This window comes from Aeromonas sp. 62-46 (assembly GCF_001898585.1).
In the GTDB taxonomy this organism is placed as follows: domain Bacteria; phylum Pseudomonadota; class Gammaproteobacteria; order Enterobacterales; family Aeromonadaceae; genus Aeromonas; species Aeromonas caviae.
This window is the reverse complement of the sequence record NZ_MKUI01000033.1, coordinates 1-17,997: the sequence shown is the minus strand read 5'-3', so window position 1 is coordinate 17,997 and position 17,997 is coordinate 1. Positions and strand designations below refer to the sequence as shown.

18 protein-coding genes, 1 pseudogene and 1 riboswitch are annotated in these 17,997 nt (G+C 62.9%); of the genes and pseudogenes, 5 read left to right on the top strand and 14 right to left on the bottom strand.

Going from position 1 to position 17,997, the window contains the following annotated elements:
* Positions 1–28 precede the first annotated feature (28 nt).
* Positions 29–277 (top strand): YciN family protein, encoded by a 249-nt coding sequence (locus tag BGO64_RS11085; RefSeq protein ID WP_010673495.1) that lies wholly within the window; start codon positions 29–31, stop codon positions 275–277.
* Between the two features lie 30 nt (positions 278–307).
* On the opposite strand, the gene BGO64_RS11080 is transcribed toward BGO64_RS11085, so the two are convergent.
* Positions 308–1,447: a GGDEF domain-containing protein gene (locus BGO64_RS11080; RefSeq protein WP_010673494.1), complete on the bottom strand. Its 1,140-nt coding sequence runs from the start codon at positions 1,445–1,447 to the stop codon at positions 308–310.
* 243 nt (positions 1,448–1,690) lie between these two features.
* Here BGO64_RS11080 and BGO64_RS11075 point away from each other — a divergent pair, with 243 nt between their 5' ends.
* The gene (locus tag BGO64_RS11075; protein ID WP_286700666.1) at positions 1,691–3,088 is read left to right on the top strand and encodes a nucleobase:cation symporter-2 family protein; all 1,398 of its coding nucleotides are present in this window, start codon (positions 1,691–1,693) and stop codon (positions 3,086–3,088) included.
* A gap of 100 nt (positions 3,089–3,188) precedes the next feature.
* Positions 3,189–3,902: a lipoyl protein ligase domain-containing protein gene (locus BGO64_RS11070; protein ID WP_286700665.1), complete on the top strand. Its 714-nt coding sequence runs from the start codon at positions 3,189–3,191 to the stop codon at positions 3,900–3,902.
* A 200-nt stretch (positions 3,903–4,102) separates the two neighbouring features.
* Here the strand turns inward: BGO64_RS11070 and BGO64_RS11065 are convergent, their stop codons facing one another.
* Positions 4,103–5,479 carry an alanine/glycine:cation symporter family protein gene (locus BGO64_RS11065; RefSeq protein ID WP_053288163.1) on the bottom strand — a complete coding sequence of 459 codons (1,377 nt, stop codon included), beginning with the start codon at positions 5,477–5,479 and terminating at the stop codon, positions 4,103–4,105.
* Between the two features lie 107 nt (positions 5,480–5,586).
* Positions 5,587–5,697: riboswitch (glycine riboswitch) on the bottom strand.
* 506 nt (positions 5,698–6,203) lie between these two features.
* Between BGO64_RS11065 and BGO64_RS11060 the strand changes: the two genes are divergently transcribed.
* Entirely contained in the window at positions 6,204–7,352 is a 1,149-nt protein-coding gene (locus BGO64_RS11060; RefSeq protein WP_010673490.1) for a type III PLP-dependent enzyme, read from the top strand.
* A gap of 65 nt (positions 7,353–7,417) precedes the next feature.
* Here BGO64_RS11060 and BGO64_RS11055 read toward each other — a convergent pair whose 3' ends face one another.
* The 3 genes from BGO64_RS11055 to yfcD form a co-directional block, all read right to left on the bottom strand.
* Positions 7,418–8,386, bottom strand: coding sequence for a calcium/sodium antiporter (locus tag BGO64_RS11055; protein ID WP_010673489.1), 969 nt, complete (start codon positions 8,384–8,386; stop codon positions 7,418–7,420).
* Positions 8,387–8,510: 124 nt separating this feature from the next.
* The gene (locus tag BGO64_RS11050) at positions 8,511–8,981 is read right to left on the bottom strand and encodes a peroxiredoxin (RefSeq protein ID WP_286700664.1); all 471 of its coding nucleotides are present in this window, start codon (positions 8,979–8,981) and stop codon (positions 8,511–8,513) included.
* Between the two features lie 112 nt (positions 8,982–9,093).
* Positions 9,094–9,624: an NUDIX hydrolase YfcD gene (yfcD, locus tag BGO64_RS11045; protein WP_286700663.1), complete on the bottom strand. Its 531-nt coding sequence runs from the start codon at positions 9,622–9,624 to the stop codon at positions 9,094–9,096.
* A gap of 177 nt (positions 9,625–9,801) precedes the next feature.
* Here yfcD and BGO64_RS11040 point away from each other — a divergent pair, with 177 nt between their 5' ends.
* Positions 9,802–10,017 (top strand): DUF1107 family protein, encoded by a 216-nt coding sequence (locus BGO64_RS11040; RefSeq protein ID WP_010673486.1) that lies wholly within the window; start codon positions 9,802–9,804, stop codon positions 10,015–10,017.
* A gap of 95 nt (positions 10,018–10,112) precedes the next feature.
* On the opposite strand, the gene BGO64_RS11035 is transcribed toward BGO64_RS11040, so the two are convergent.
* The 9 genes and pseudogenes from BGO64_RS11035 to BGO64_RS10995 all read right to left on the bottom strand — a co-directional run.
* On the bottom strand, positions 10,113–10,856 hold the full coding sequence (locus BGO64_RS11035) for an amino acid ABC transporter ATP-binding protein (protein WP_010673485.1): 744 nt from the start codon (positions 10,854–10,856) through the stop codon (positions 10,113–10,115).
* A 13-nt stretch (positions 10,857–10,869) separates the two neighbouring features.
* Complete coding sequence (locus BGO64_RS11030; protein WP_010673484.1) at positions 10,870–11,964, bottom strand: amino acid ABC transporter permease; 1,095 nt, start codon at positions 11,962–11,964, stop codon at positions 10,870–10,872.
* Positions 11,965–11,973: 9 nt separating this feature from the next.
* A complete protein-coding gene (locus tag BGO64_RS11025) occupies positions 11,974–13,161 on the bottom strand; it encodes an amino acid ABC transporter permease (RefSeq protein ID WP_048208147.1) in 1,188 nt (395 codons plus the stop codon).
* Between the two features lie 62 nt (positions 13,162–13,223).
* Positions 13,224–14,243 (bottom strand): amino acid ABC transporter substrate-binding protein, encoded by a 1,020-nt coding sequence (locus tag BGO64_RS11020; protein WP_010673482.1) that lies wholly within the window; start codon positions 14,241–14,243, stop codon positions 13,224–13,226.
* A 460-nt stretch (positions 14,244–14,703) separates the two neighbouring features.
* Positions 14,704–15,015, bottom strand: coding sequence for a DUF2845 domain-containing protein (locus tag BGO64_RS11015; RefSeq protein ID WP_029313965.1), 312 nt, complete (start codon positions 15,013–15,015; stop codon positions 14,704–14,706).
* On the bottom strand, positions 15,000–16,013 hold the full coding sequence (locus BGO64_RS11010) for an ABC transporter permease (protein ID WP_042015022.1): 1,014 nt from the start codon (positions 16,011–16,013) through the stop codon (positions 15,000–15,002). The genes BGO64_RS11015 and BGO64_RS11010 overlap by 16 nt, the downstream gene beginning before the upstream one ends.
* 79 nt (positions 16,014–16,092) lie before the next feature.
* A complete protein-coding gene (locus BGO64_RS11005; protein ID WP_045523520.1) occupies positions 16,093–16,974 on the bottom strand; it encodes an ABC transporter ATP-binding protein in 882 nt (293 codons plus the stop codon).
* A 137-nt stretch (positions 16,975–17,111) separates the two neighbouring features.
* Entirely contained in the window at positions 17,112–17,723 is a 612-nt protein-coding gene (bamJ, locus tag BGO64_RS11000) for a BamJ family beta-barrel-assembly machinery protein (RefSeq protein WP_010673478.1), read from the bottom strand.
* A gap of 191 nt (positions 17,724–17,914) precedes the next feature.
* Positions 17,915–17,997, bottom strand: a pseudogene (locus BGO64_RS10995) (copper homeostasis protein CutC); the annotation flags it as partial.

Sequence of the window (17,997 nt, the reverse complement as noted above, 5' to 3'; positions counted from 1 at the left end):
TGCCCAGTAGTCGTTTAAGGAGACGAGCATGCAACCACAAAAAGAGCGGATCACCGAGACTGCCCTGCTGGAGATGGCCAACAAGATCATTCGTGAACACGAGGACTTCATCCACGGCATGCGCGCCGACTCGGTGGAGCAGAAGGGGGACATTCTGGTGTTCAAGGGGGAGTTCTTCCTGGCTGAAGACGGCACCCCGACCGGCAAGACCATGGCGGTGTTCAACATGTTCAAGCTGCTGGCCCAGCAGCTCTCCGGCAAATACACCCTTGCCTGACGCCAGCCCCGTCATCACCGGATGCCGCCCTCAGGCGGCATCCGTTTTTGTGCGCCCTGCATCGCCCGCGGGTTTGCCGGCCTCGGCCACCACGCAGTTGCGACCCGCCATCTTGGCCATGTAGAGGCACTCGTCCGCCCGGTTGAGCAGATCCTCCACCCCCTCGCCACGCTGGGCCAGGGTCAGACCGATGCTCACCGTCACCTCCAGCAGCTCGTCGGAGGTGGGGCTTTTCACCAACCTCGCCTCCACCGCGACCCGCAGCCGCTCCGCCACCCGCTTGGCTTGTGCCAGATCCGTGCAACCGGGCAACAGGATGGCAAACTCCTCCCCGCCGTAACGCCCGAGCACCATGCCGGGCTCCAGTTGTTCCGACAGGGTGGCCGCCACCTCCTTGAGCACCGCATCCCCCGCCAGATGGCCGAAGGTGTCGTTGATGCGCTTGAAGCGGTCCAGATCCAGCAGCAGCACCGCGAAGGGAGCCTGTTTGCGGATCATGGCGGCCCTCGCCTTCTCGAGCTGCTTCATCAGCAGGCGGCGGTTCATCATGCCGGTCAGCTCGTCCGTGGTGGATTCCCGATAGAGTTGCAGCAGCATGTTGAGCTGGCCGCACTGCACCCAGGCGCTGGCGATGGCAAAGAGCCCCAGCAGCCAGACCTGATTGAGGGTCTGCACGCTCCAAAGAGGCTGGCCCACCAGCAACCAGTTGCCCGCCAGCATGGTGGCCAGAATGCCCCCCGCCAGTTGCAGGCTGAGGGAGAGGGGAATGGGGAAGATGGCGAACAGGCTGATGAGCAGATAGGGGAAGGCCATGTAGCCCGCCTGCATCTCCTGATCCGCGCCGAAGCTGTGCAGGCAGATGAGGGAGAAGAGCATCATCACCGCCATCAGGTAGCCCAGCGCCAGCTTCATGCGCTCGCGCTTGAAGTGGATGAGATAGGAGAGGGGGATGAGGGGCGAGAGGGCCAGCAGGCAGAAGATCCTGACCTGGAACAGCGCCTCGAACTGGATGGCTGGCAGGGTCAGCCAGTCCACCAGGGCCCAGCTCGGGAGCCCCGCCATCAGCAGACAGGTGAGCAGCCGCAGCCGCACCGTCATGAAGCCCATCCGGGTCAGGGTAAAATCTTCGGAGTGGGCGCGGGCACTCCAGAACTCCGACAGCTTCAGCATCCAGAGTCTCCATCTTCGAACCGAGGGCTCATTCTACACCGTCCCCATCCTGATGCATCAGCCTCCCTCCCCTTTGTGAGGGATCGGTCTCACACAAACCGGCGGATCTTAATCGCCACAGGAAAACGTTTCAACCCATCAGGAAATAAACGAGTTTGCGCTCAATTAGCGCTGGAAAGCGCGATGCCAATCACTAAAATAGCGCCCAATTTTCTCCCCTCCCCCCACACATTCGAGGTATTTATGGAACAGGCTGCCGCCCCAAGCGCCATCCGAGAGGCCCATCCCCCCAGGCGAGCCCACAGCGAACTGGTCTACGGCATCGAGGATGTCCCACCCTTGCCCCAGACCCTGTTCGCCGCCCTGCAGCATATGCTCGCCATGTTTGTCGCCATCATCACCCCGCCCCTCATCATCGCCAATGCCCTCGGCCTCCCCGCCGACGACACCCGCTACATCGTCTCCATGTCCCTGGTCATGTCCGGCATCGCTTCCTTCGTTCAGACCCGCCGTTTCGGCCCCCTCGGTTCCGGCCTGCTCTCGGTACAGGGCACCAGCTTCAACTTCCTCGGTCCCATCATCGCCTCCGGCCTCGCCCTCAAGCAGGCGGCCATGCCCACCGACGATCTGCTGGGCACCCTGTTCGGCACCATGCTGGCAGCGGCCCTCACCATCGTCGTCATGAGCCGCTTCCTTCACCTGGTCAAACGGATCATCACCCCGCTGGTGACCGGCATCGTGGTATTGCTCATCGGCCTGACCCTCATCAAGGTAGGGCTCATCAGCATGGGGGGCGGCTACGGCGCCCTGGCGGACGGCAGCTTCGCCAGTCACACCAACCTCTTTCTCTCCCTGCTGGTGCTCGGCCTCATCGTGCTGATGCAGCGCAGTCGCAACCCCTGGCTGCGCCTCTCCGCCATCATGATCGCCATGCTGGCGGGCTATGCGGTGGCACTGCTGCTGGGCAAGGTGGCTGCTCCCACCTTCGACGGCCCCCTGATGATGGTCCCTGTTCCGCTGCACTACGGGCTCGGCTTTGACTGGCAGTTGTTCGTGCCGCTCGCCATCATCTTCGTGGTGACGGCGCTGGAAGCCATCGGCGACATGACCGCCACCTCCGACATCTCCTGCGAGCCGCTGGAAGGGCCGGTCTACATGGCGCGGATCAAGGGGGGCGTGCTGGCCGATGGCGCCAACTCCATGCTGGCGGCGGTCTTCTCCACCTTCCCCATGTCCACCTTCGCCCAGAACAACGGCGTCATCCAGCTGACCGGGGTGGCCAGCCGCCACGTCGGCCTCTTCATCGCCGCCATGCTGGCCCTGCTCGGCCTGTTCCCGGCGGTGGCGAGCCTGGTGCAACAAATACCTGAACCCGTGCTCGGCGGCGCCACCATCGTCATGTTCGGCACCATCGCCGCCGCCGGGGTGCGCATCATCTCCCGCGAGGAGCTGGACCGCCGCGCCCTGATGATCCTGGCGGTGTCGCTCGCCATGGGTCTCGGAGTGGCCCAGGTGCCCGAGGTGCTGCAACACCTGCCGGAGCTGGCCAGGAGCGTGCTCTCCTACGGCGTCGCCACCGGCGGCCTCACCGCCATCCTGCTCAATCTGCTGCTGCCCAGGCGCGCCGCCGCACAGGCCTGACACTCCGCCATCCTTGCACCAAAGCCCCGCCACGCGGGGCTTTACCTTGTTTGCCCCCGCGCGTACTGTGCTTGGCAGCCTCTGCCAAAGGATGCCTTTCATGCCTTATACCCTGCTGCCCCCGCCGCTCGCCCACCAGACACCCGACCAGATCCTGGCCGAGGAGCAGCGCTGGCTGCGGGAGTGCGCCGGTGACGGCGAGCTCAGAGCCCTCCTCTGGCAGGGCCCCCAATGCCTCATCGTCACCCGCAAGGACACCCGTTTGCCCCGCTACCAGGCCGCCTGCGAGCAGCTTGCCGCCGAGGGCTGGCCGGTGTTCGTGCGCGACAGCGGCGGCACCGCCGTGCCCCACGGCGCCGGCATCCTCAACCTCTCCCTCATGCTGCCCCGCACCACCACGGATCTGGCCCACTACTACCGACTGCTGGGGGCGCCCCTGCTCGCCCTGCTGGAGGAGTACGGTCTTGCGGGCAGCTACGACTTCGTGCCCGGCTCGTTTTGCGACGGCCAGTACAACCTGGTGATCGGGGGGCGCAAGGTGACCGGCACCGCCCAGCGCTGGCTGGCGCCGGGCCGGGATCACGACGGCGCCGTGCTGGCCCAGGCCATGCTGCTGGTGGCGGGGGATGTGGACGAGGGCACCCGGATGGCGAGCCGCTTCTACGAACTGGCCGGGGGCAAGCTGCGCTTTGCTCCGGGCACCTCCACCACCCTGGCCCACGCCATTGGCTGGCAGGGGGAGGAGGCGGCCCTGGTGAGCCGGGTGAGCAAAGCGCTGGCGCAGCGGCTCACCGGAGATATTCCCTCCCCCTGACCCCTGGGGGCAACAAGCGCCGCCATTCATTGCGTAAAATGCAAAAAAGCCACGATGAGCGTCGTGGCTTTTGCGCATTTCGCACAGATATTGTCAGAGGAGCCGGGATCAAGCCCCGGGTTTTGCCATCCCAGCCCGGATCCCGGTTGACACCATGGACAGGAGCCCGGTGACAGGACTTCCCGCAGGCCCGCTTCTCATCAGGCCGTCTGCGGCTCGGGCTCGGACTCCGTATCCCGGTCCCGGCTGAAGTAGGCGCGGGTCTCGGCAATCACCACGTGGCGCAGGCCGATGAGGCCGATGAGGTTGGGCACCGCCATCAGGCCGTTGACGATGTCGGCCAAGAGCCAGATCAGGTCCAGATGGAGGAAGGCACCGCTCGCCACCAGCACCAGATAGATGAGGCGGTAGGGTTTGATCGCCTTCACCCCGAACAGGTACTCGGTGCAGCGCTCGCCGTAGTAGTTCCAGCCAAGGATGGTGGTAAAGGCGAAGAACAAGAGGCCGATGCTCACCAGATACTGGCCCACATGGGCATCCAGCCCCTGGGCAAAGGCCAGACTGGTCATGGCCGCACCGCTTGCATCGCCGCTCCACACCCCGGTCACCACCAGCGTCAGGCCGGTCATGGTGCAGATGATGAGGGTGTCGATGAAGGTACCGGTCATGGAGACCAGCCCCTGCTCCACGCAGGAATCGGTCTTGGCCGCCGCCGCCGCGATGGGGGCCGAACCCAGGCCCGACTCGTTGGAGAAGACCCCGCGCGCCACCCCGGACTGGATCGCCAGCATGATGCCGGCGCCGACGAAACCGCCGGTGGCCGCATGGCCGGTGAAGGCGCTCCCGATCACCAGCATGACCGCATCGGGCAGGGCGCCTGCATTGTTCACCAGCACCCCGGCACAGGCGACGATGTAGAAGATGGCCATGAAGGGCACCACCTTGCTGGACACACTGGAGATGGACTGGATACCCCCCAGGGTCACCAGCGCCACGATCAGGGTCAGCACCACGGCGGTCACTTCACGGGGCACCGAGAAGGAGAGGCTCATGGCATCCGAGATGGCGTTGACCTGGGGGAAGGTGCCGATGCCGAAGAAGGCGACGCCGATGCCGAACAGGGCAAACAGCTTGGCGAGCGGCCTGGAGCCGAGCCCCTTCTCCAGATAGTACATGGGGCCACCCGCCATCTGGCCGTTGGCGTCCTGCTGGCGATATTTCACCGCCAGCAGGCACTCGGCGTACTTGGTGGCCATGCCGAACAGGGCGGCCATCCACATCCAGAACAGGGCGCCCGGGCCGCCGAGCTTGATGGCGGTGGCGACCCCGACGATGTTGCCGGTGCCGATGGTGGCGGAGAGGGCGGTGCACAGGGCACCAAAGCTGGAGACATCCCCTTGCTTGCCCTGCCCCTGATCGCGGCCAAAGACCAGCTTGAGGGCCAGCGGCAAACGCACGATCTGAAGCAGACCCAATCGCCAGGTGAGATAGATACCGGTCCCGACCAGCAGGATCAGCAGGGGGGGACCCCAGATAAAGCTATCGATGGCGGCGAGCGCCGATTGAATTGATGACATGCATCCTCCTTAAAAAACAACGATTAAGGAGGAGAAGGATGATCTTCCCATAGGTGTCGCGATCGGCCAGAGGCGATCGGATGCGGGCCAAGCCCAGGTACAACCATCCCATCCCCTCTGTCCTTTTGCCTGAGAGTTTCCGGCGCCAGATTGCGATGCAATCACGGTACCTTGCTCCTTCGGCGCCCGATTCAACGGGTCTCTCCAGAGTATCGTCCAGTAGCAGTCCACACCGGTTGCCCGGTACCTGAAAGATTCACTTCTTCGGTGGATGGTTGCCCATCGCTCTCCTGCTACCTTCATCCGAACTAGTTTGGATCAGGAAGCGGGCATGGTAATCCAAAAAATGTGAGCTGTCTCGCACTCCCTGGCCCCGGCGCCCCCTTTTTACCTGGCCGCAACCCCCGGGCCTGATGTTATTAGTTCGTTAACTATCAACAGCTTATCAAGCTCCCTTCGGAGGAGCTCCCCATCACGGCCCTGATCGCTCCCCGTATCAAGAGCCTGTTTCGTCTCGACCAGAAAAACTTGCCGACATATCCAATCAAAATGCTTGCACACAAACTCAATAAGCCGATAATCCCGCGCATAACTAAGCACTTTGCAAGGGAGTTATGCAATGTGCCTGGTGGGTCCCTCCGGACCGCTCGCCTGAGCCGGCCGTCGCCGGTTCAATCGCATATGGCTTGGGCATATCACGCCCCCTAAGGACTATCAAAAGAGAATGAACGAGACCCTGGTCGCACAAGATTACCGTCAGTTGGTTGAACAATTCGGCTCCCCCCTGCTGCTGCTCGACAAGGCAGCCGTCCGCAAACAGTATCGGGCCCTGGCGGCCGCCCTGCCCGATGTGCGCTTGCATTATGCACTCAAGCCCCTGCCCCACGAGGCGGTGGTCTCTGTCTTGAAGGAAGAGGGGGCCTGTTTCGATCTGGCCACCAATGGCGAAGTGGATCTGGTGCGCAGCCAAGGGGTTCGCCCGGGACGCTGCATCCATACCCATCCCATCAAGCGTGACAGCGACATCCGTTATGCCCTGGAATTCGGCTGCACCGTGTTTGTCTATGACAACCCGCTGGAGCTGGAAAAGTTCCTGCCCTACAAGGATGAAGTGAAACTGCTGCTGCGGGTCAGCTTCCCGAACCCCGAGACCAAGGTCGATCTTTCCAAGAAGTTCGGCTGCACCCCGGAGCAGGCACTGCCGTTGCTGCAACTGGCCCAGGCCAAGGGGATCAAGGTGATGGGGCTGTCGTTCCACGTCGGCTCCCAGGTGCCCCACGCCCGCCGCCACGTGCAGGCCATCGACGCCTGCCGCGAGATCATGGAGCAGGCCTGGGAGCTCGGGCTCAAGCCCTGGGTGCTGGACATCGGCGGCGGCTTTCCGGTGGACTATGACGGCGGCGAGTTCGACATCGACGGTTTCTGCGCCCCGATCCGCGAGGCCCTGGCCAAGCTGCCCGCCACGGTACAGAAGATTGCCGAGCCGGGCCGCTTCATCAGCGCGCCGGCCATGACCTCGGTCTCCAGCGTGATGGGCAAGGCCCACCGCGGCGACAAGATCTGGTACTACCTGGATGACGGTCTCTACGGCAGCTACAACGGCCAGCTCTACGACCACGTCACCTACCCGGTGAGCACGCCCTATGCCCACGGCGAACTGCACAATGCGGTGCTCTCCGGCCCCACCTGCGACAGCGTGGACGTCATCCGCGACAGCATCATGCTGCCGGATCTCGAGATCGGCGAGCTGGTGGTGGGTCGGGTGATGGGGGCCTACACCTGGGCCTCCGCGTCCACCTTCAACTTCTTCCCCAAGGCGAGCATCCTGATCCTGGACAGCGCCCAGAAGCAGAAGCTGGTTGCCGTGGCCTGAGACCAGGCCCCGCGCACAAAAAAGAGGGGACGCCGCGGCGTCCCCTCTTTCATTTCATCGTCAGACTAGATGAACTGGCTCGTCAGCAGCCAGCCGGTGTAGGCGACGAAGCAGGCGAGCAGCACGCCCCCCTCCAGCCGGTTGATGCGCCCCTGCCCCTTGCGGCCCAGACACATCACCAGCAGCAACAGGGTCAGCCCCATCATGATGCTCCAGTCGCGGGAAAGCACTTCGGGCGCCACCTCGAGCGGGTGGATGCCGGCGGCGATGCCCACCACGGCCAGGGTGTTGAACAGGTTGGAACCCAGCACGTTGCCAAGGGCCAGATCGTGCTCGTTCTTGCGGATGGCGATGAGGGACGATGCCAGCTCCGGCAGGGAGGTCCCCACCGCGACTATGGTCAGGCCAATCACCAGATCGCTGATGCCAAAGCCCTGGGCGATGGTCACCGCCCCCCACACCAGCAGACGGGAAGCCCCGATCAGCAGCACCAGGCCGACGATGAGCCAGAGGATGGCGCTCTTGAGAGACATACCCTCGGAGACGATGTCCTCCTCGGTATCCGTATCCAGCGCATCCCCCTTGCCGTTCATGCCGGCCCAGATGGACCAGCCCATCAGCACTGCGAACACGGCCCCCAGAATGGCGGCATCCATCCGGCCCAGATTGCCGTCGATGAGCAGGGCGCCGGAGAGCAGGGTGATGCCGAGCAGGATGGGGATCTCCTTGCGCACCACCTGGGAGGCGACGGCGATGGGGCTGATCAGGGCGGTCAGACCCAGGATCAGGGCAATATTGGTGATGTTGGAGCCATAGGCATTGCCGAGCGCGAGCCCGGGATTGCCCTGGGAGGCCGCCAGCGCGGAGACCACCATCTCGGGGGCCGAGGTACCAAAACCGATGATCACCATGCCGATCAGCAGCGGCGGCATACCGGCGTAACGGGCGGTGGCGGCGGCGCCGTCCACGAACTTGTCGGCACTCCAGACCAGCAACGCCAGTCCGGCAATCAGGGCAACAAAAGCCAGGGTCATATTGTTCTATCTCATCCACGGCAAACACGAGAGCCAGGCAAGTTGCCTGGCTCCATCCAAACGCGGCCTCAGTGTAACGGGGCCGCTTGCTATTTCAAGGTGTAATCAAACACCGATTAATCTTTCACAGCGCCGCCAGCAGGCTCTGGGCATCCGACACCTCGAACTTGCCCGGCGCCTCCACGAAGAGCCGCTCCACCACACCATCGTTGGCGATGAGGGCAAAACGCTGGGCCCGCACGCCGCCGAAGGCCCCGGTCTCCTTGGCCAGACCCAGTGCCCGAGTCCAGCTGCCGTCGCCGTCCGCCAGCATGGTGATGGCAGAGGCGTTCTGGGCCTCTTGCCACGCCTTCATCACGAAGGCGTCGTTGACCGACAGACAGCACAGTTCCACCCCCTTGGCCCTGAACTGATCGGCCAGCACCACGTAGCCCGGCAGGTGAGCGTTGGAGCAGGTGGGGGTGAAGGCGCCGGGCACCGCAAAGAGCACCACCCGCTTGTCGGCAAACAGGGCCCGGGTATCCTTCACCTGCTTGCCCTCGGCGGTGATAAAGGTAAATTCCCCTGCGGGCAGGGATTGACCGACCGTGATCATGATGACGCATCCTTCTGTGGTTCAAAGAGGCCCAGTCTACCCCATTCCACCAGAAGGCGAAGGGGTCCATCGAGCAGCAACAAAGCGATCGGGGAGCGAACGCCTGTCGCCCCTATTTCTGGCCACCTGGCAGGCGCCTTGCCTGCCAGGTGGCGATGGCGAGCAGGGAGTCGGGCGTGAACTCGCCCGCCCGATCGGCTATCTCGCCCAGGCTCATCCAGTGCACCTCGCTCACCTCTTCGGCCTGCAGTTGCAGCGGCCCCTGATAGTGACAACTGAACAGGCCGCCCCAGACCCGGTAGCGGCTGCCGCTCGCCTCCCCTTCGGCATAGAAGGTGCCGTAATCCTGCAGGGGCACGTCGCGGATCCCCAGCTCCTCGGCCAGCTCACGCCGGGCGGAAAGGGCCATGGCCTCCCCCGTGGTCACCACGCCACCGGCGCAGGCATCCAGCATGCCGGGGCAAAAATCCTTGCTCGGGGTACGCCGCTGCACCAGGATGCGCTCAGCCTCATCCAGCACCAGGATGTAGCTGGCACGATGGCGCAGGTTTTCCTGACGCACCCTGGCGCGCTTGGCCACCCCGATCACCCTGTCCTGCTCGTCTACTATGTCCACCCACTCCACGTGCGGCACCTTTGTCATCTCTGCAATGGCCGCAGTATATCGGGCCCCGGACCCGGACTCTCACTACTTTTTCAACGCCGGGGCTGCACGCCAGTCGATCACAAGACAGATTCATACAAATCTTTATCAAGTGTCACATCAGTGTCACGGTCCGTCGGCATAGTGTGCTCTGTCCAAACAACAGGGTCTCTTGCCATGAAGGTGTTCAAGCAGTGGTCTCCCCGTCGAATTGCTCGATATATCAAGAGCTTCCATCATGGAAGTTTCATGGTTGAAGCACTGGGGCGGTTTGAGTTTCAAGGGGGGATCATCGATGTGAAGCCGTTGAGCTGTCATCAGGCGCTGAGCCTGGCCCGGCAGATCAACCTGGCCGTGCGCGATCTGCGCACCACCACCCTGTTGCCGGGCTGACATACTCCTTTCTGTCTGTCGTCGACTTCCATGTACACATTTGCCCGCCGCTCATTCGAGCGTGCGGGCTGTTTTTCTGAAGGTTGTGCCCTGCCTCAGTGCTGCAGGATCTGGGAGAGGAAGAGCTTGGTCCGATCGGACTGGGGGTTGTCAAAGAACTGATCCGGCACGTTCTCTTCGATGATTTGCCCCCGGTCCATGAAGATCACCCTGTCCGCCACCTGCTTGGCAAACCCCATCTCGTGGGTGACGCAGAGCATGGTCATCCCCTCGTGGGCCAGCTCCACCATCACATCCAGCACCTCCCGCACCATCTCGGGATCCAGCGCAGACGTCGGCTCGTCAAACAGCATGACCTGGGGATTCATGCACAGACTGCGGGCGATGGCGACCCGCTGCTGCTGGCCACCGGAGAGCTGCCCCGGATACTTGAGCGCCTGTTCGGGGATCCGCACCCGGCGCAGGAAGTTCATGGCGATCTCCTCGGCCTCCTTGCGCGGCAACTGCTTGACCCAGATGGGCGCCAGGCAACAGTTCTCCAGCACGGTCAGATGGGGGAAGAGGTTGAAGTGCTGGAACACCATGCCCACCTCCCGGCGCACCGTCTCGATGTTCTTGAGATCCGAGGTCAGGGCCGTGCCCTTGACCAGGATGTCTCCGCTCTGGTGCTCTTCCAGCCGGTTGATGCAGCGGATCATGGTGGACTTGCCCGACCCCGATGGTCCGCAGATGACGATCTTCTCCCCTCTGCCCACCTGCAGGTTGATGTTGCGCAGCACGTGAAACTCACCGTACCACTTGTTGACCTCTTTCAGTTCGACAACTGCGTCCGTTTTCATATCAGAACGACTCCTAATGCTTGTGGCCCGTGTTGAGTTTGCGCTCCAGATAGATGGAGTAGCGGGACATGCCAAAACAGAACATCCAGAAGATCATGGCGATAAAGACATAAGCTTCGGTGGAATACCCCAGCCAGGCCGGATCCGCCAGGGCCACCTTGGAGATGGCCAGCAGATCGAACAGCCCGATGATCAGCACCAGGCTGGTGTCCTTGAACAGGGAAATAAAGGTGTTCACCAGGGAAGGAATGGTGATCTTGAGGGCCTGGGGCATGATGATGAGGCCCATCACCTTCCAGTAGGAGAGCCCGAGGGCATCCCCCGCCTCATATTGCCCCTTGGGGATCGCCTGCAGCCCCCCTCTCACCACCTCGGCCACATAGGCCGCCTGGAACAGGATGATGCCGATGAGCGCCCGCAGCAGCTTGTCGAGCTCCACCTCGGTACTCATGAACAGTGGCAGCATGACGGACGCCATGAAGAGCACAGTAATGAGCGGCACCGCCCGCCAGAACTCGATGTAGACGGTACAGAGGCTGGAGATGACCGGCATGTGGGAGCGACGCCCCAGTGCCAGCAGGATGCCGAACGGCAGTGCTACGACTATGCCCACCACCGCCAGCACCAGGGTGAGCATCAGCCCGCCCCAGCGGTTCGTTTCCACCACCTCCAGCCCCGCTCCCCCATGGATGAGGAAGAAGGCGATGACAGGGAACACCAGCAGGGTGAAGAGCGCCAGCCACCCCTTGCGCGGGGTCTTTGGCCAGATGAGCAGGGCCAGCAGCGCCGCCAGACCGGCGAAGGTCAGGTTGATGCGCCAGTACTGATCAGCCGGGTAGAAGCCATAGAGATACTGCCCCAGCCGGCTCTCGATGAAGATCCAGCAGGCACCGCCCTGGACGCAGGCCTCGCGGCTGCTCCCCTGCCAGGTGGCCGAGAACAGCGCCCAGTCCAGTGCAGACCAGATGAGTGGCAGCAACAGATAGGCCAGCACCAGGGTCAGCAGGCCGTTCCACCAGTTGGGGAAGAGGTTCTGCCTGATCCAGGCGAGCGGCCCCCGACGGTGGTTGGGAGGCGGCAGCGCCTCCTGCAATTCATTCACGAACATGACAGCTCCCTAGCGCTCAACCAGCGTCATTCTGCGGTTGTAGATGTTCATCAGCACCGAGGTGGTGATACTGATGACGAGATAGACCCCCATGGTCATGGCGATGACCTCGATGGCCTGCCCTGTCTGGTTGAGAGTCGTCCCCATGAACACCGAGACCAGATCCGGGTAGCCGATGGCGGTCGCCAGGGAGGAGTTCTTGGTGAGGTTCAGATACTGGCTGGTCAAGGGAGGAATGATGACCCGCATGGCCTGGGGAATGATCACCAGCCGCAGCGTCTTGGTGGGCGAGAGCCCGAGGGCGGAAGCCGCCTCCGTCTGCCCCTTGCTGATGGCCAGGATGCCGGATCGCACTATCTCGGCGATGAAGGCCGCCGTATAGATGGTGAGCGCCAGCAAGAGGGCCGCGAGCTCCGGCAGCACCGTCAGCCCGCCCCGGAAGTTGAACCCCTGCAGCGCAGGCACGCTCCAGCTGAGCGGGCTGCCCGCCAGCAGGAAGGTGATGCCCGGGAGCAGCATGACCAGGGCGGCCACACAGCGCCAGAACGGGAAGATCCTGCCGGTCAGGGCCTGACGGCGGCGAGCCCAGCGGCCCAGCCCCCAGCTCAGCAGCACCGCGAGCACCAGTGCCCAGAGCACGTAGCCGAATCCCTCTTCGAACAGGGGCTTGGGCAGATAGAAGCCCCGCACGTTGAGGAAGGCGAGCCCGCCTATATCCACGCTCTGACGCGGGGAAGGCAGGGTACGCAGCACCGAGAAGTACCAGAAGAAGATCTGCAGCAGCAGCGGGATGTTGCGAAACGTCTCTATGTAGACGGCCGCTATCTTGGCCACCAGCCAGTTGCGCGACAGGCGCGCGACCCCGAGTGCGAACCCGAGCAGGGTGGCAAACAGGATGCCGAGCACGGAGACCAGCAGGGTGTTGAGCAGACCCACCACGAAGGTGCGACCGAAGGTATAGGTCTCGTCGTAGGGGATGAGGCTCTGCAAGATGCCGAAACCGGCCGTGTTGCCCAGAAAATCAAAGCCTGTGGTGATACCACGGGTGGCCAGATTGGTCAGGGCATTGTTGACGATGTAGAACAGAAACCCGATAACCGCCGCGATGGCCAGGCACTGGAAGAGCAGCGCCCGCACCTTGGCGTCATACCACCAGCGGCCCTGTTCTTTCCTATGGTTTGATGCGTGTAACGCCATGAGGATGACTCCGACAAAGCCAGGGATAACATGGGGGGCCAGGCCCCCCGGTGACTGTCGACTCAGCGGATGGGTGGCGCGTACATCAGACCGCCCTTGTTCCAGAGGGCATTGATGCCGCGATCAATCTTGAGGGGGGAGCCGGCACCGACGTTGCGATCGAAGGATTCACCGTAGTTGCCGACCTGTTTGACGATGTTGTAGGCCCATTTGTCATCCAGCCCCAGCACAGTCCCTTTGGGCTCTTCCAGCCCCAGCAGGCGACGGATGTCAGGGTTGGTGGACTTGAGCATCTCGTCCACGTTGGCACTGGTGACCCCGGCCTCCTCGGCATTGAGCATGGCGTTGAGGCTCCAGCGCACCACCTTGAACCACTGATCGTCACCCTGACGCACAGCTGGGCCCAGCGGCTCCTTGGAGATGACCTCCGGCAGCACCACGGCTTCCTCTGGCTTGGTGAGCTTGATCTTGAGGGCATAGAGCTGGGACTGATCCGAGGTCAGCACGTCACAGCGGCCAGCTTCGAAGCCCTTGACGGTCTGATCCGAGGTATCGAACACCACTGGGGTGTACTTCATGCCGCCATTGGCGCGGAAATAGTCGGCCAGGTTGAGCTCGGTAGTGGTGCCGGACTGGATGCAGACGGCGGCACCGTCAAGCTCCTTGGCGCTCTTTACCCCGAGGGACTGCTTGACCAGGAACCCCTGCCCGTCGTAGTAGTTCACCCCGGCGAACGTGAGGCCCAGCGACCCATCCCGGGTCAGGGTCCAGGTGGTGTTGCGCGAGAGCAGATCCACCTCCCCGGACTGCAGGGCGGTAAAGCGCTCCTTGGCGGTGAGGGAGACATACTTGACCTTGCTGGCGTCCCCCAGCACGGCGGCGGCCACGGCGCGGCACACGTCCACGTCGAGCCCGGTCCAGGTTCCCTTGGCATCCGGGTTGGAGAACCCGGGCAGGCCGTCACCGACCCCGCACTGCACGAATCCCTTCTTCTTGACGGCATCCAGCGTACCGTCCGCCCACGCATTGGCTGCCATCAGCGACAGCGCCATCACCATACCTGCCTTGTGTATCTGCTTCATGTCACTCTTCCCTGTGGTTTGATTCGAACAGGCATCAAAATCTAGCGAGATGCCATCGTTTCCCTGCTTTTTGGCAGCTTATCCAGCCGCAGAAAAACCTGTCAATCGGTGCAATCCGGCCCAACCATGGTGCAACAGAACAAAATATCTGAACGGGGGAATATGCACTCTCAGAATCAAAAGTAGACCCTTATTTGCCAAATAGCCTGCTGCTTAAAACCCTTCTTGGCATGAGGATTATTTTTCGAAAATAAATCGGCTGCACCGCATTGGGGCAGCCATTTCTGCTGACAACTGACTCATCAGATTCGGTTTTATGCCAAAAGCACCAGAGTGAGGCAGCATGACCCCATATGGAAAAATGGCGAGAACAGGCAGGGAAAAGCAAATAAACAGGAGCTAAAAGGCGGGGAAATGGCGACCTCATCTCCCGCAGGCTGGGCTTCAGAAAACCAGGAGGTCATCCTCCCCGTGGACCATCCGCAATGTCGGTGATGACGCCGTTTTCGACGGTGACAAACTGCATGAATTCCCGCTTGCCGAAGTTGTAGGTCCAGCGCTCGGCATACTTGACCGTCACTCTCGCCCCGAAGCCGTTCTCCTCGAAGCGGGTGAGATCTTCCTTGAGCATCGGCTGGCCGCAGCGAACCAGCAGCTCTGCCGTGGTGTCTCCCTCGGTCAGCAAGGCGTTCTTGCAACGCAGGGTACCTGCCTGCACAGGCAAGGCGGCCACCAGCAACAACCACAGAACAGGTTTCATTTTGCACTCCATTTGAACAGCATGGTTCCCAGCGAGATGCACACCAGGGCGAACACCATGACCTGGCCCAGAGGGCCTGCCACCTCCTGCCATCCCGCCCCTTCCAGCATCACGGCGCGGGCTGCTTCGATGATCTGGCTGAGGGGCAGCCTGGCCGCAAGCTGCTGCAGCCAGGCGGGCGCGCCTTCCAGCGAGAACCAGACACCGGATAAAAACATCATGGGCAAGCTGATGAGATTGAGCAAACCGCTCGCCAGCTCCTCGTTCTGCAGGCGAGCGGCGATGAGCAGGCCAAGGGAGGCCATGGCCGTTCCTCCCGCCAGGGCGATCACCAGCAGCAGCCACCCCGACCCGATGAGGGGCACATCCAGCAGCCAGTAGGCCGCGCAGAAGACCAGCAGGCTCACCACCAGGGTGATCAGCACCCGTGACAGCAACTGGGCGAAGAGAAACTCCAGCGCGCCGAGCGGCGTGGCTCGCAGCCGTTTCAGCACCCCGTTCTTGCGATAACGCACGATGACAAACCCGACCCCGAACAGGCCGGAGAACATCAGGTTCATGCCGATCACCCCGGGCAGCAGCCAGTCGCCGTAGCGGATGGCGCGCCCGCTCAGGGTCTCTCTTTGCAAGGGCACCTGCACCGCCTGGCGCAGCAGATACTCGGCCATGGCCCCCTGAGGAGCGTCCGGGTTTATCCAGTAACGCCCCCCGGCGGGTGAGAGCAGCAGGTCTAGCTGATGGTGACGGACCTTGAGCTGGCCTCTTGACGCCTCGTCATAGGGGATGATCTTGAGCAGCGGCACGGCGCGCAGCGGGGCATAGGTTGCGGGTAGTTCCCCCACCACCCCGATCTGCACCAGCGGTTTGGGCGGGCCGGAGAAGATGAGGGAGAAGCCGATGACCAGCAGGAGCGGGAAAAGCAGGTTCCACACCAGGGCCGCGCGATCGCGTACGAACTCGAGGGTGCGGGCATAGAAGAGCGCCCCGATGCGCTTGAGGGATCCCTTCATCGTCCACTCCCGGGATTGGATGTCGGCAAGGCGTACCGCAGCACGGGGGCCACGGTCAGACAGAACTCGGTCATCCCTCTCATGCGCCGCTCCGCAGGCTGTGGCCGGTCAGGTTCAGGAAGAGATCCTCCAGATTGGGGGAACGCACCTGCATGCCGGTGAGCGGCACACCAAGATCCAGCAAGGCTGGCAACAGGGTCGCCACGTCGGGGCAACAGAGCTCCACCTGATCGCCGACCGGACGCAGGGGATAACCGAGCCCAGCCAGGGCCGGGTGACCCCCAAGGCGCACCAGTACGCCGTCGAAGTGTTGCGCCAGCAAGGCAGCCGGCGTATCCAGACTGAGCAGGTGGCCGTGATCGACGATGGCAATCAGATCGCACAGCTGCTGCGCTTCGTCCATGTAGTGGGTGGTGAGCACCACCGTCTTGCCCTGGGCTTTGATCGCCTCTATTCGCTGCCAGAAGTGGTGGCGCGCCTGGGGATCCAGTCCTGTGGTGGGCTCATCCAGAAACAGCAGTTCGGGATCCCCGAGCAGGGCCAGGGCCAGCAGCAGGCGCTGACGCTGGCCCCCCGAGAGCTTGCGACTGTCCCTGTCGATGAACTCGCCCAAGGCGCACAGATCGATGAGCAGCTCCCGTGGCAAGGGATTGGGGTAGAGGCTGGCGAACAGGCGCAGGGTATCGCGCACCGTCAGGAAATCCTGTAGCGCCGTGTGCTGGAACTGGATGCCGATGCGGGAGCGATAATCCGGGCCGCGCGGGGCGCCGTGAAACAGGATCCGGCCGCTGTCCGGAGTGAGGATCCCCTCCAGCAGCTCGATGGTCGTGGTCTTGCCCGCCCCGTTCGGGCCGAGCAGGCCGAAACAGCTGCCGGCGGGAATGGCAAAACTGAGCCCGTCCACCGCCTTGACGCCGGGGAAGTGCTTGACGAGATCGACGACCTCGATGATGGCTGCCATGGCGTGTCTCCCTCACATGGCCGGAATGGACGACGCTCTGACTATATCCAAATCCCCGCCGAAGGCACATGGCCCGTTTGGGCGGCCCAAAAACAAACGGCGACCCCAGGGTCGCCGTTTGCATCACGCCAGCCGGATCACAGGATGTCCAGCAGCTCCACTTCGAAGACCAGAGCGGAGTACGGCGGGATGGAGCCGGCGCCACGGGCACCGTAGGCCAGATCCTGCGGAATGTAGAGCTTCCACTTGGAGCCAACCGGCATCATCTGCAGCGCTTCCACCCAACCGGCGATCACGCCGGTCACCGGGAACTCGGCCGGTTGGCCGCGCGCAACGGAGCTGTCGAACACGCCACCGTGGGTGAAGGTACCGTGGTAGTGCACGCGCACGGACTGACCGGCAACCGGCACGGCGCCATTGCCTTCGACCATGACTTCATATTGCAGACCGGAGTCGGTGGTCTTCACTTCGGCGCGCTTGGCGTTGTCGGCCAGGAAGGCTTCGCCTTCGGCGGCAGCGGCCTTGGCGGCAGCTTCCTGCTCTTCCTGCATGCGGGCGGTGATGACCTGGAAGGCATCGTTGATATCGTCACGGCTGACCGCGAACTCCAGGCCGTTCAGGGCATCTGCCAGACCTTGTTGCAGGGCCGGGATATCCAGACCGGCGAAGGCTTGCTGAGCCAGTTGGTCGCCCATGTTGCGGCCGATGCCGTAGCTGGCCTTCTGTTCGATAGAGTCGTATTGGGACATTGAGAGGTTGCTCCGGGTCCTGATGGTAAAAGAGACGGGATGATAACAGACTTTTTTGCACCGTGCTGCCAAGACGCCCCTCAATTGCCCGCCGGTGGGAGACGCCTCACATCGGCCCCCTCATCCCCACCCCTTCTCCCGCAAGGGGAGAAGGGAGCAAAACAGAGCACCATGCCGCCGCACGGCCTGTATCAGGCCCTGTCCAGCAACGCCCGCACCGCTGCGACCTTGGCGCCGTCGGTGATGTTGACCCGGCCGTCGTCAGAGGTGCCCA